This is a genomic window from Vreelandella boliviensis LC1 (assembly GCF_000236035.1).
Taxonomy (GTDB): domain Bacteria; phylum Pseudomonadota; class Gammaproteobacteria; order Pseudomonadales; family Halomonadaceae; genus Vreelandella; species Vreelandella boliviensis.
Map to the genome: position 1 here is coordinate 780,270 of NZ_JH393258.1, position 13,464 is coordinate 793,733.

Sequence of the window (13,464 nt, forward strand, 5' to 3'; positions counted from 1 at the left end):
ACTTGCCCTAGCAGTCATAACGAAGTGGAACCCCCACGTGGCTAAAGGGTCACTGCTAGACTACTGGCAAGGATGCCAACGTTTAACATCACCAGAGGGCACGCTATGCTTCACATGAACAAGAGCGACCATACACAACACCCATTGCACCCTGCGGTTTGGGCAGGAATCAGTGGGCTAGTGCTGGCGAGCGCTATTAACACGGCAAACGCGGAGGTCGTCCAGGAATCGCTGAAAACCGATCATTTAAATCTTTCCATTGAGCGTATCGCCGATGGTTTTGAGCACCCTTGGGCGGTGGCATTTTTACCCGATGGCCGCTACTTGGTGAGCGAGCGCAGCGGGCAGTTGAAGCTCGTCGACCCCACCAATGGGGAAACCAGTACGCTGGAAGGCATGCCAGAAGTGAGTGCTCGGGGCCAGGGCGGGCTGTTAGACGTGGTATTGCACCCCGATTTTAAAGAGGGGAACGGCGGAGGCGACAACGACTGGATCTATTTCACTTGGAGCAAGCCCGAAGGCAATAACAGCCGTTCAGCGCTATCGCGGATAAAATGGCAGGATGGCGAATTAGGTGAGATTGAGCACTTGTTTGAACAGGATCGCGCGTCAGGGCCTGGCCGTCACTACGGCTCGCGGTTGGCGTGGCTACCCGACGGCACCTTGCTGATGAGTATCGGTGACCGTGGCAGTGACCCACCCCGCGCCCAGGCCAGCGATGACCACGCGGGCTCTACCCTGCGCCTTACCGCTACTGGCGGCGTTCCCGATGACAATCCCTTTGTCGGGGATGACACCACCTTGGATGAAATCTACTCCATGGGTAATCGCAATATTCAAGGCATGACCGTGCTTAGTAACGGCGAAGCCTGGGCGTCAGAGCATGGCCCACGCACCGGCGACGAACTTAACCATATCGAAGCAGGCAATAATTATGGCTGGCCTAAAGTCAGCCAGGGCAATGACTACGCGACCAATGAGCCGATTGGCGAAGACTCACTGCCAGGGATGGTTGACCCGGTGTACGTTTTTGCAGGCCGCTTTGCGCCTGCCGGGCTTGCTGAAGTGACCAGCGACGTTTTCGGCGAGTGGCAGGGCAATTTATTGGCGGGCGGGCTAGGTAGCGAGAAGCTACTGCGTCTGCGCTTAGAAGAGGGCCGCGTAGCCGAAGAAGAGCTGATTTTACAAGGCGAAGTAGGCCGTATTCGGGATGTTCGTCAAGGCGCTGATGACGCTATTTACTTGCTCACTGACGACCCTCAGGGCGGCTTGTATCGTCTGGCGCCATCGAATCCGTAGGCTTCATTCACTCGCTGCTACTACAACGCATTAAAACCACCATGGATGCCCATGCGATTACGCAATTTAATTATTTTAACGGTGATTGTGCCGCTGTTTGTCATCCTGGTGGTGTTTAGCTTAGTGGCGATCAAGTCGCTCGAAGATAACGTACGCTCAAAGCTACAAACGGAAGTTGAGATCATTACCCGTACGCTGAGCTCTTCGCTCAGCTACGCGGTTACGCCGGATAGCAATACGCCGCTTGAAGAAGCGCTGCAGTCGGCGTTCTCCTTCCATCGTATTTATGGTGCTTATGTCTTCGACACCCAGGGTCGCGATATCTATGGGTTAGGCCTTGGCAAAGATATTTTTAGCCGCGAAGAGATTCAGCAAGTCATTGAACGCGACGACTTATACAGTAACTACCGACAACATGAAGGCTGGAATTACTACTCTGCGTTGACACCCTTGCGTTCACAGGATGGCACTGTATACGGTGTGCTGCAGGTAAATCGGTTAAATACCGGTATTGAGACCTACACGGGTTTTATCAGCATTGTGGCCGTACTGGTGTTTGTGATTGGCGCGGCCGGAATCGTATTCAGTATCTGGTGGGGGTTTCGCCGCCATATTGAGCGCCCGCTGAATCGGTTGGTGCACGTGATGCAGTTGGTTAAGGAAGGTGATCGTAGCCAACGCGCCACCGAAGACGGCCCTATCGAATACCGCCACCTCGCCTCCGGTTTGAATGGCATGCTGGATGCGATGGCCGAGAAAGACCAAGAGATCGAAAATCGCCAGCGGCGCGAAATTGAGCTTGAAAAGCGCCTGCGTAAATCGAAGAAACTGGCTGAATTGGGCGTACTGGCGGCGGGAGTTGCCCACGAAATAGGCGCGCCGCTAACGGTGATTAACGGCCAGGCTCAGCGCTTGGCTCGACGCGATGTGATTGGCGATGACGAACGTGCACGATTGGGACGCATTCGCGGCGAAGTTGAGCGTATCGTTGAAATTGTTCGCCAATTGATGGAGTTAGGCCGTCAACATAACGTAGAAAAAGACGAACAGGGGCTCGATCAGCTTGTTATAAGTGCCAAAGACCTAGTGGAAGATGAGCTAGAACCACGCAATATCCGTTTAGACATTGAATTACCGTCACCGACACCCAACTTACACGCCAACGGCCAACAAATTGTACAGGTGCTGACCAATTTACTGCGCAATGCAGCGCAGGCTCCTGAAGTAACCCGCATTCGGGTGCGCGCCCAGCAGCAAGAGCACGAATTGACACTGTGGGTGGAAGATGATGGCCCGGGGATTCCCACCGCCCATCACCATAAAGTATTCGACCCATTTTTTACCACCAAACCGGTCGGCCAAGGCAGCGGTTTGGGACTCTCTATGGTACATCGCATTATTAACGACCACGGCGGTACGATCGGCGTGTTTAACAGTGCCCTAGGCGGCGCTGGATTTGAAATTACGCTACCCATTAGTGAAACCGCATCCGCGTGAGGACAACGTTTGTGACCCATCAAGAACCCCTTTTACCTTTGTTGGTGGTGGAAGATGACGCAGCTATACTTGAGCTATTAGAAGAAGAACTGCAGGACGCAGGCTACACAACGCTCGGTGTAACTAGCGCTGAAGAGGCTATTGCCTTATTGAGCCACACCACCGTTTCACTGGTAATTACCGACGTGCGTTTGCCGGGTATGACCGGCATTCAGCTACTCCAGCAGCTCCGCCAAGCAGGTAGTGAGCTGGGTATTATTGTAATTACTGCTTTCGGCACCATCGATCAGGCGGTTGAAGCACTAAAACTCGGGGCTGACGACTTTTTAACCAAGCCGCTCGACCTTGATGCCATCCGCGATGCCGTATTTCGTGTGCTGGAGCGCCAACGCCTGGCGGTTTTCCACGACACAGATATCAGCCATTTCCACGGTATTGTGGGTAAAAGCCAGGTCATGCAGACGCTATTCCATGACGCCTCCCGCCTTGCCAAAAGCGATGCACCCATCCTGATCTTAGGTGAAAGTGGTACCGGCAAAGAGCTACTTGCCCGCGCCATTCATCAGGAAAGTCCGCGTCATGACCAGCCATTTGTGCCGGTTAACTGTGCAAGTATTCCCGCGGATTTGATGGAAAGTGAGTTTTTTGGCCATGTCAAAGGCGCCTTTACCGGGGCTAACGAAGCGCGCCGAGGGTTATTTCATAGCGCCCAGGGCGGCAGCCTGTTTTTAGATGAAATTGGTGAAATGCCGATCAATCTGCAGGCTAAATTGCTGCGCGCGTTGCAGGAGAAAACCGTACGCCCAGTGGGTGGCGAGCGTGAAGAGCCGGTGGATGTACGTATCATCGCCGCGACCCACCGAAACCTGGAGAAAGAGATCGAGCAGGAAAACTTCCGCAGCGATTTATTTTACCGCTTGGAGACATTCTCACTGCGTATCCCACCGCTGCGCGAGCGCGGCACTGATATTGAGCATCTTGTGTTTGCGCTTATCGACAAGCATTCGGAGGCACAGGGCAAACAGATAGAGAAAATCGAACCGGAAGCGTTCAACAATCTGCTCAACTATGCCTACCCTGGTAACGTTCGCGAACTGGAAAATGCCATTATGCGGGCCGTCACCCTGAGCGAAGACGGCTCACTCAGCTATAAAGATCTACCCGAGCGACTGCGCGAGCAATCAACGGTGGAAACCGGTACGCCTCTGGTACCTGCAGTCCGCGGCGAAGTGCTGGCGGGATGTCAAATGCCAACGCCACCGCCGATCCGTTGGCCCAGTCTAGAAGAAGTTGAAAAGCGCTATATTAACAAGGTGCTAGAAGCAACGGGTGGCAACAAACGTCGCACGGCAGAGGTACTTGGGATTGCTCGTCGGACTCTCTATCGTCGCTTAGAAGATAATGAAGAATAACTACTTCGAAACTGCACACAAACCTGCTAAATCGCGAAGCGGCAGGGCCTAACACGCAGACAAAAAAACCCCCGCGGGCGCGGGGGCGGAAAAGATGGTAAACCGTGTGGAGCAGCCGCAGGGAACAAACAGCTGGATCGATTTACCATCGTAGGGAGCGGTACACTTACTCAAAACTCAAAACGGGTAACTAACTAGTTACTGGTCGAATTCTCATCATCTTCATTTGCGCCAGGCATCGGTTCAGTACCCTCACCGAAACCAGGCTCATCTTCATCTGGGTTCATGGTGCCTTCTACTGGCTCATCCATGGTGTCTTCGGGCATAGCACTTTCTGCTGCGGGGTCTTCATTTAAGCCTGGGTCTTGCTCCATTGATGGTTCTTCATTCATACCCGGTTCTGGCTGAGTAGTTGCGTCTTGCTCAAGTGGCACAGTCTCATCTGCAGGCGCTGGCTCTTCGTTGTCACCGCAACCCGCTAGTACAATCACACTTGCTGCTGTCGCCATCATGCACAGCGTTAACCAGCGTGGGCGATTGGAAATTTGCGTACTCTCTATGTGGTCATGTTGCTTGTCCATAATACCCACCTCCATTGCTAACACCGTATGTTTCTAAACGTCTGACTGAATAATCGAAAAACAGTCTTATACATATATTATGCTGCTTATAGCCAAACCATTCATTTTACGTGCCAAACATGAATAAATTATATTTATTTTTTATAAATCAGTTGCTTATAAAAACAAGGGTGAATTACCAAGAGCGTATATCAAATCACCTAAGGTGGGTAAAAAATGACACATGTAGCGTTAATTACCCCGTTGAGCGAGCCGTTGTGACACACAGGCCCTACCTATGTATAATAATTTTTAATAAATTATCCGACTCAAGCTATTATTTCTTTATGAATGGCGTAGCAATGACACACGCCCATTCTGCTCAACACGTTTTTACTGAAAAAAGGCATCGCCGATGGACGAGACACGACCCGTCAAAATTAAAGTGCGCGGCTTAAGTAAAGTTTTTGGCAAGCAACCACAAAAAGCCATTGAGCTTCGCAACCAGGGAATGAAACGCCCCGAAATTTTGGAGAAAACTGGCCAAACGCTGGGGTTGTCCAATATTTCGTTTGATGTCTATGAAGGCGAACTGCTGGTCATCATGGGGCTATCGGGGTCGGGCAAATCGACCCTGATCCGCTGCCTTAACCGTCTGATTGAGACCACCGAAGGTGAGATCATCATCGACGGTGAAAACATTCCAACGCTGAAGGAAAAAGCGCTGTTGGAGTGTCGCCGCCGCCACTTCTCTATGGTATTTCAAAATTTCGCGCTATTTCCCCACCGCACTGTGCACCAGAATGCCGAGTTCGGTTTGGAAATCCGCGGCGTAGAGAAGGCAGAGCGTCACAAGATTGCTCATGATGCGCTGAAGCAAGTGGGCCTGGAGGGTTGGGAAGATGCTTACCCCAACCAGCTTTCCGGCGGCATGCAGCAGCGCGTTGGCTTGGCCCGTGCACTGGCTAACGATGCCACTGTACTGTTAATGGATGAGGCCTTCTCCGCGCTCGACCCGCTAATTCGCAAAGATATGCAGCAAGAGCTTTTGCAGTTGCAATCCAAAATGCAAAAGACCACGGTGTTCATCACCCATGACTTGGATGAGGCGCTCAATATTGGTGACCGTATCGTGCTGCTGAAAGATGGTGAAGTGGTGCAGATTGGCACGCCGGAAGAAATTCTCACCAAGCCTGCGGATGACTACGTAAGACGCTTTATCGAGGGGGTTGACCGGGCGCGTATTTTGACCGCCGAAAGCGCCATGCGGCCACTGCGTTCCACCGCCCGCGAAAGCGATGGGCCGCGGACCGCTCTACACCGTATGCGTGACCACACAATCGACTCTATTTATGTGGTTGATCGCGACCGCCGCTTGATCGGTCTACTCGAGGCCGACGCTGCAAGCCGGGCGATTGAAGAGGGTTCCGATTCGATTATCCCCTACTTAACCCAGGATTTTCGTAAAGTCCCCATGGATGAGCCACTGCATAACCTGTTTGCCATGTTCAGTGAAAAGAGCTTCCCCATCGCCGTCATTGATCAGCAGGAGCAGCTACTGGGCGTAGTGGTAAAAGGCGCTGTACTCGACGAACTGGCACGAGCAGGAGAGCAATAATGGAGATCCCACGCATCCCGCTAGGTGATTGGATTGAAAGTGGCCTGACTTGGTTGACCAGCGAATTCTCCATGGTTACCCGGGGCATTTCTCGCTTCACCCAAACCGGCATTGATATTTTAAACGATGGCCTTTTTTGGCTGCCTGAATGGGCGCTATTAGGCTTGATTGCGCTACTTTGCTGGCGGTTAGGCGGCACTCGCTTAGCGATAGGGGCCATCGCGGGCCTGGCATTAATCTGGAACCTGGGCCTGTGGGAACCCATGATTGAGACGCTCACATTGGTGGTGTTTGCCACCCTGGTGGCAATCGTTATTGCACTACCGGTGGGGATTGCTGCGGCACTGTCTAACCGGCTTTACCGGGTCATTATGCCGCTTCTGGACTTTATGCAGACCATGCCAGCGTTCGTCTATTTGATTCCGGCTATCCCGTTTTTTGGGATTGGCTCGGTCTCGGCGATCTTTGCTACGGTGATCTTCTCAATGCCCCCCGCTATTCGCTTTACCACGCTGGGCATTAGGCAAGTACCGGTGGAGCTAATCGAAGCCGCCGATGCCTACGGCGCTACTCGTGGTCAAAAGCTATTTAAAGTGCAGCTACCGCTTTCACTGCCCACGGTAATGGCGGGTATCAACCAAACGATAATGCTTGCCCTCTCTATGGTAGTCATCGCTGCCATGATTGGTGCAGATGGTTTGGGCAGCGAAGTATGGCGCGCTATTCAACGTTTGCGCCCTGGCGATGGCTTTGAAGCGGGCATCGCGGTGGTCATCCTGGCCATGTTGCTTGACCGTCTGACCCAATCGCTTAGAAAAACCCGGCAGTAAAGTAAAACAGCGGGAGCGGCTGCGTTGAGCGATTCGCTTGCTAAGTCGTCTCCTGTTCACCAAGCTGTATTTTTGCAACAGCTAGCACGTTGATAACCATGTACGTTAATAACCATGTACGTTGATATTTTAGTACCCAAGGGAGAAAGTGAATGAAACATCGCACATTGAACCTCCGTATCCGTCTTGCTTCACTGGCACTGTTAGCCGGTGCCGGTGTTGCCGTCAGCAGCGCGGCGCAAGCCGAAGAAGAGAAAGGCACGGTTAACCTGGCCTACGTAGAGTGGTCTTCCGAAGTCGCTTCTACTAACGTCATTGCCGCGGTACTGGAGCAAGCGGGCTATGAGGTAGACCTGACGTCCCTCTCAGCGGCTGCCATGTTCCAAGCACTCTCGACTGGCGATGCAGATGCCATCGTTGCCGCTTGGCTGCCGACCACTCACGCCGATTACATGGAGCGACTGGGTGATAGTATTGAGGATCTTGGCCCTAACCTGGACGGCACCAAGCTAGGCCTCGTTGTTCCTTCATACACCGACGTCGACTCTATTGCTGACCTGAACGATAACGCCGACAGCTTTAATGGCGAGATTATCGGCATTGACCCCGGTGCAGGCCTAATGAGCCTCACTGAAGAGGTTGTGGATACCTATGACCTTGAGCTGAATTTGCGTAGCGGCAGTGGTGCGACCATGACGGCCGCACTCGCCAGCGCGATTAATAACGAAGAAGATATCGTTGTTACCAGTTGGACGCCCCACTGGATGTTTGCTCGCTTTGATGTCAAATATCTAGAAGATCCTGAGAACGTCTATGGCGGTGCGGAGCAAATCCATACGGCCGTTCGTCAGGGACTGGAAGATGACATGCCGGAAGCCTATGCCATTCTCGATGCTTTCGAGTGGACGCCTGAGCAGATGGGCGAAGTCATGCTGATGAACCAGGAAGATGGCAGCGACCCCTATGAGAATGCTAAGCAGTGGGTTGAAGATAACCAGGACGTAGTTGAGCAGTGGCTCGATGGTTAACGTCGCGCTTTCTACGTAAACATTAAGTGTAATAAATTATTGAGCTGGGGCTTTTTTAAGCCTCAGCTCAATTGTTTGATGTTATTCAACCTATTAATATGACCAAAGCTAATAGGATCAGTCCAGCATAGCGGCAGGTCATTTTGGGAGCTTGGCATGTTTACTAATATTATGGTGCCGGTTGATCTTGGCCACTTAGAAGCACTTGAACCTGCTTTAAGCATTGTCGCCGATCTTGCCAAAAAATATGATGCGCGCATCACTTATGTCAGCATCACGGCGAATACGCCCACTAGCATCGCCCGCACTCCCCAGGAGTACGAGCAAAAGCTTGAAGCTTTCGCACAAGAGCAGCATAAGGTTCATGGTCAACCGGTAAGCATCAAAGCTTATAGTTCGACAGATCCTGTAGCGAATGTCGACACAATACTGGTTGGAGCTATTGACGAAGTAAAAGCCGACTTGGTGATGATGGCAACTCATTTACCACGTCATTTGGATATTGTCATGCCCTCGCATGGTGGCAAAGTAGCCACGCATACCGACGTTTCTGTGTTTCTGATCCGTACGGCTCAATAAAATCGCGTCACGCCTTTAATTTCTTACGCCCTTCAAGAACTCAAGTCTTAAACAACCAAGGGAGCAATTTTGTGGATAAAAAACCGCAAAATCAATCAACTGATGAGCAGGCATCGGAGGGCATACCTGCCCCTGATGGCGCGGCGAATCTGATTGATACCGATTATGTCATCGGCCAAGACAACATCACCACCAACACCATGGGTCTCAATCTAGACCTGCACGGCAAGGTATTTAGCATTTCGGCCGTCATCGTGTTGCTGTTTGTGGTGCTAACGCTCGCGTTGCAAGACACTATCGCGCCTATTTATGATGCTATTTTCAGTTTCTTGACTGGGAATCTGGCGTGGTTCTTTATATTAGCGGCGAATATATTCGTCATTTTATGTATTGGTCTGATTTTCTCCCCATTAGGTAAAATCCGCATTGGTGGCGCAGATGCCAAACCCGATTTTACCTATATGGGTTGGTTTTCGATGCTGTTTGCTGCGGGCATGGGCATTGGCCTGATGTTCTTCGGCGTTAATGAACCGCTGACGCACTTTGGCACTTCATTTGACGGAGGCAGCTGGGCGCCGCTTGCAGGTGCGGAAGGTAATGCTGCCGGTGCTGAAGCATTAGCTATGGCCGCAACCATCTTTCACTGGGGGCTACACCCCTGGGCAATTTACGCGGTTGTCGCGCTTTCGCTGGCGCTGTTCTCGTTCAATAAAGGCCTTCCGCTCTCTATGCGCTCGGTGTTCTACCCTATTTTGGGTGAGCGTGTGTGGGGCTGGCCAGGTCACGTGATTGATATTTTGTCCGTTTTCGCCACATTGTTTGGTTTAGCGACCTCACTGGGGTTGGGTGCTACCCAGGCCGCTGCGGGCCTTACCTACTTGTTTGACGCGCCTGAAAGCGATATCACCATGATCTTGTTGATCGTTGGTATTACGATTATCGCCATCGGCTCGATTCTAGCGGGCGTCGATAAAGGTGTTCAGCTACTCTCAAAAATCAACATCGCCATGGCAGCAGCCCTGCTGTTCTTTGTGATTGCAGTCGGCCCTACCCTACTGATTGCCACCGGCTTCTTTGAAAACCTATGGAACTATGCGGTGCACCTACCTGCACTGTCGAACCCCTTTGGACGCGAAGATGCCAACTTCAGTCAGGGCTGGACAGCCTTCTATTGGGCGTGGTGGATCTCCTGGTCGCCGTACGTTGGTATGTTTATCGCTCGGGTATCCCGTGGCCGCACCGTACGTGAATTTCTGATATCCGTTATGCTAGTGCCCTTTTTTGTGTCAGTGTTATGGATGACCACTTTCGGCGGCACAGCCATTGATCAATATGTGAGCCAGGGCATTGAAGCCGTACGTGACGCTGGAGTGGACCTACAGCTCTTCATCATGCTGGAGCAGCTGCCGCTGTCACAAATCACCTCATTCATAGCGATTCTGTTGGTGATTATCTTCTTTGTGACGTCCTCCGACTCTGGTTCGTTGGTTATCGACTCAATTACTGCGGGCGGCAAGGTCGATGCGCCGAAACCACAGCGCGTGTTTTGGGCGATTATCGAAGGCGCGATTGCCATCGCACTACTACTAGGCGGTGGTCTGACCGCGCTGCAAACCATGGCGGTGTCTACCGGCTTCCCGTTCACCATTATCCTGCTGGTGGCCTGCTATGCCATCATCAAGGGACTGATGAGCGAACCCAAAGCCGTCTAGCGCTGGTTTAAACCGACCTGCTGGTTTAAAAATACGGGTTTAAAAACCTAGCTAGCAAGCAAAACGGGCAACCCTCTGGGTTGCCCGTTTTTTGTTGATAAGTTGATAGATAGCCTTCAACACCATATATCTTTCAATGGCGTTTCAGGTTGATAGTGGGTGGCAATTTGCGCCTGTAAAAGCTCCGCGGTCGCCAGCGCATCCACCAGCGCATGATGCCCTTGATAAGCGGGTAAGCCGTAGCGTCTACGGCTAGCGTTCAGGCGGATGGAAACCGGCGGGCGGCCCAGCCAGCGGCGAAACCGCGCCCATAGCGTTTGGCGGTGCAACCGTGCTTCCAGCGACATGGTATCAATCATCGGAAACAGCACCCCTTCCCCACGCCGGGCTTTGACCGCTGCATCCAAAAAGGGTCGTTCGATATTACGAAAGTGCACTACCACCAAACGCCCCGCTAGCTGGGCCAGTAGTTCATCAAGGATTTCGTCTAGATCCGGCGCCTGGGCGATCTCAGAGTGGGTAATATGGTGGAAAGCAATCGAGGCTTCATCAAGGGGCCTGGGCGGTTTGACTACCCAATAGCGTCGCTCGGCCAACTTGATACGGCTTAACGTGAACGGCACAACGCCAATGCTGACAATCGCGTGACGCCGCTCATCCAGCCCAGTGGTCTCCATATCCAGCGCCACCATAGGCACCTTAGAAATGGGTGTTTCAGGGTCAGGCAGCGAGGTCCCAAAAAACTGTTGGATGGCCGGATTGCTCGCCAGCTGTGACTGCTGAGCCATATACCCTTTCCAGTCGGCCTGGGTAATTTTCTGACGTGGACGTATACCGAACATCTTAACGCCCCTGCCGCTGAGCGGGCATGGGGTAGCGGAACTTGAGAAATTTTTGCGCGTTGCTCAACACCTGAAAAGCGTCTTTGAGGGTGTGCCGTTCGCTATCGGCCACGTTTTCAGGCTCGATATTGTTGTCCGGCAGGCGATCCTCTTGCAGATCGATCATTTGATGGCGAACCCGCGACATGCATAAGAACTCAAATGCGTAGCTTAGCTTGTCGCTCATGCCGGTCGCCAACAGCTGGGTCTTGCTGATGTCATTCAAACGCTGAAAGGAGTTCTGCGCTTTGGAACCGCAGGCCAAAGCATGAATACGCACCAAGTCCACCATCGGTGCCGTGCCACGGCGCTTCAAGTTGATGGAGTTATTGTGCTTACCATCTTGCTCCATCACAAAGGTGCGGAAAAATCCTAACGGCGGCGTACGGTTTAAGGCATTACGCGCCATGGCGGCTAAAAACAGCGGTGATTTTGGCGCTGTCTCGGCAATCAAGTCTTGTAGTGTTTCCACAAAGAGGTCTTCGCCATAGCAGCTATCCAGGTCAAAGAAAATCGAGCTGTGCAGCAGCCGCTCGGGCGTGGGGTTGGCCATCCAATCCTGGAAATAACCCTTCCAAACGCTGAGCGGCTGACGCCATTGAGTATTGGTCGCCATGACATCGCCCTTGCAGTAGGTATAGCCGCAGGCGTCTAAGCCATCGCTAACAATTTTTGCCAGGGCGTAAAAGTAGTCGTCATGCTCTTCAGGATTAAATTCGTCGGAGAGGATCAGCGCATTATCCTGATCGGTGACAATGCTCTGCTCGTTGCGCGCCATGGAGCCATTGACCATAAAACAGTAAGGCACCGGCGGCGGCCCGAGCTCGGCTTCAGCCATTTCCAGCAACCGTCGTGTAAAGCTACGCCCGATGGTAGAGAGCGCACTACCTACCATCTGAGAGTTGGCGCCCTCTTGCACCATGCGCACAAACGCCGCGCGCACATCCGGCGCTAAGCGCGCCAGCCCCTGGACGCTGGACTGATTAAAGATATTGCTGACTAAATAGAGGCCGCTATGGGTCTCGTAGCGGATAATGTCGGAAAGGTGCACCACGCCCACCGGGCGCTGACGATAAAGCACCGGCAGGTGATGCACATTACTGCGCAGCATCGTCAGCATGGCTTCATAAACAGAGGCGTCCGATTGAATGGTAATTAGCCGCGAGGAAACGACCTCGCCGACCGAGGTTTGTGGCGATAGCCCCTCGGCGACAATGCGGGTACGAAAATCACTGTCGGTTAAAATCCCGCACATTTGCCAGGTTTGGCCTTCGCTATCTTTAAAACTGTAGCGCGGGTTATCGCTGCCCTCTTTTATTACCAGCAGCGCAGAGGCTTGGGCGTCGCTCATTTGCTGCGCGGCAAGCTGAACGCTGGTAGACGTTTCCACCATTACCGGGTAACGGGTCAGCAGCTTACGTATCCGCGTGACCATCATGTCGTTGGACTTCTTTTGCTGCTCGGCGGCGCTCTCTAGCCGCGGCCGCTCCAACTCGACAAAATCGGCAAAATGCTCATCCTCATCACACAGCCTTTGGAAGACCGCTTTAGGGATAAAGTAGAGCAAGGTATCTTCAATCGCCTTCGCAGGAAGGCGCACTTTATGATTCCGCAGCAGGCTGAAATGGCCGAAAATATCGCCTTCACCTAACCGGTTATATAGCTCCCCCTGGCTACGATAGACCTCCACAGCGCCACTGCGGATATAACACAGATCATTGAGTGTATCGTTTAGCGCTAAAATACTGCTGCCGGTTTTGAAGTAGCTCACTTCCACCTGTTCAGCAATGGCATCAAGAAGATCATCCGACAGCCCATCAAAAGGGGGAAACCGACCCATATGCTGGCGTATTTCTAACAGTTCGACATCCATACGGACTCCTCGGGCTTGCCGGTCAATAGACTGGATAATCTACACACAATGTAAAGTGTGGCGGGAAGGCTAAGTCAGGTAAACCCCACCACGCATATAAAACTGCCCGTTGGCGAAACGACACGCAAAACAAAAAGCCCGGTGCAGTTATGCACCGGGCTTTGATGGCCTAAGC

At 52.5% G+C, this 13,464-nt stretch carries 11 protein-coding genes; 8 read left to right on the forward strand and 3 right to left on the reverse strand.

All coding sequences use genetic code 11. From position 1 onward, the window contains the following. Positions 1 to 114: 114 nt before the first annotated feature. From KUC_RS12765 to KUC_RS12775, 3 genes are read left to right on the forward strand one after another with little or no spacing between them, the layout of a single operon-like run. Entirely contained in the window at positions 115 to 1,299 is a 1,185-nt protein-coding gene (locus KUC_RS12765; RefSeq protein ID WP_007113618.1) for a PQQ-dependent sugar dehydrogenase, read from the forward strand. Between the two features lie 51 nt (positions 1,300 to 1,350). Continuing rightward, positions 1,351 to 2,796, forward strand: coding sequence for a sensor histidine kinase (locus KUC_RS12770; RefSeq protein WP_040480823.1), 1,446 nt, complete (start codon positions 1,351 to 1,353; stop codon positions 2,794 to 2,796). A gap of 11 nt (positions 2,797 to 2,807) precedes the next feature. Next, positions 2,808 to 4,208 (forward strand): sigma-54-dependent transcriptional regulator, encoded by a 1,401-nt coding sequence (locus tag KUC_RS12775; RefSeq protein WP_007113620.1) that lies wholly within the window; start codon positions 2,808 to 2,810, stop codon positions 4,206 to 4,208. 194 nt (positions 4,209 to 4,402) lie between these two features. Here KUC_RS12775 and KUC_RS12780 read toward each other — a convergent pair whose 3' ends face one another. Continuing rightward, a complete protein-coding gene (locus KUC_RS12780) occupies positions 4,403 to 4,789 on the reverse strand; it encodes a hypothetical protein (RefSeq protein ID WP_040481082.1) in 387 nt (128 codons plus the stop codon). 394 nt (positions 4,790 to 5,183) lie between these two features. Here KUC_RS12780 and KUC_RS12785 point away from each other — a divergent pair, with 394 nt between their 5' ends. From KUC_RS12785 to KUC_RS12805, 5 genes are all read left to right on the forward strand, one after another. Then, entirely contained in the window at positions 5,184 to 6,386 is a 1,203-nt protein-coding gene (locus tag KUC_RS12785; RefSeq protein WP_007113622.1) for a quaternary amine ABC transporter ATP-binding protein, read from the forward strand. Then, the gene (locus tag KUC_RS12790; protein ID WP_007113623.1) at positions 6,386 to 7,216 is read left to right on the forward strand and encodes an ABC transporter permease; all 831 of its coding nucleotides are present in this window, start codon (positions 6,386 to 6,388) and stop codon (positions 7,214 to 7,216) included. Before KUC_RS12785 ends, KUC_RS12790 begins: the two co-directional genes overlap by 1 nt. 152 nt (positions 7,217 to 7,368) lie before the next feature. After that, the gene (locus KUC_RS12795; protein WP_007113624.1) at positions 7,369 to 8,244 is read left to right on the forward strand and encodes a glycine betaine ABC transporter substrate-binding protein; all 876 of its coding nucleotides are present in this window, start codon (positions 7,369 to 7,371) and stop codon (positions 8,242 to 8,244) included. Positions 8,245 to 8,400: 156 nt separating this feature from the next. After that, the gene (locus KUC_RS12800; protein ID WP_007113625.1) at positions 8,401 to 8,823 is read left to right on the forward strand and encodes a universal stress protein; all 423 of its coding nucleotides are present in this window, start codon (positions 8,401 to 8,403) and stop codon (positions 8,821 to 8,823) included. Between the two features lie 71 nt (positions 8,824 to 8,894). Next, complete coding sequence (locus KUC_RS12805) at positions 8,895 to 10,535, forward strand: BCCT family transporter (protein ID WP_007113626.1); 1,641 nt, start codon at positions 8,895 to 8,897, stop codon at positions 10,533 to 10,535. A 116-nt stretch (positions 10,536 to 10,651) separates the two neighbouring features. On the opposite strand, the gene KUC_RS12810 is transcribed toward KUC_RS12805, so the two are convergent. Next, a complete protein-coding gene (locus KUC_RS12810) occupies positions 10,652 to 11,377 on the reverse strand; it encodes a 3'-5' exonuclease (RefSeq protein WP_007113627.1) in 726 nt (241 codons plus the stop codon). Position 11,378: 1 nt separating this feature from the next. Continuing rightward, entirely contained in the window at positions 11,379 to 13,289 is a 1,911-nt protein-coding gene (locus tag KUC_RS12815) for a DUF294 nucleotidyltransferase-like domain-containing protein (RefSeq protein WP_007113628.1), read from the reverse strand. Between the last annotated feature and the right edge of the window lie 175 nt (positions 13,290 to 13,464).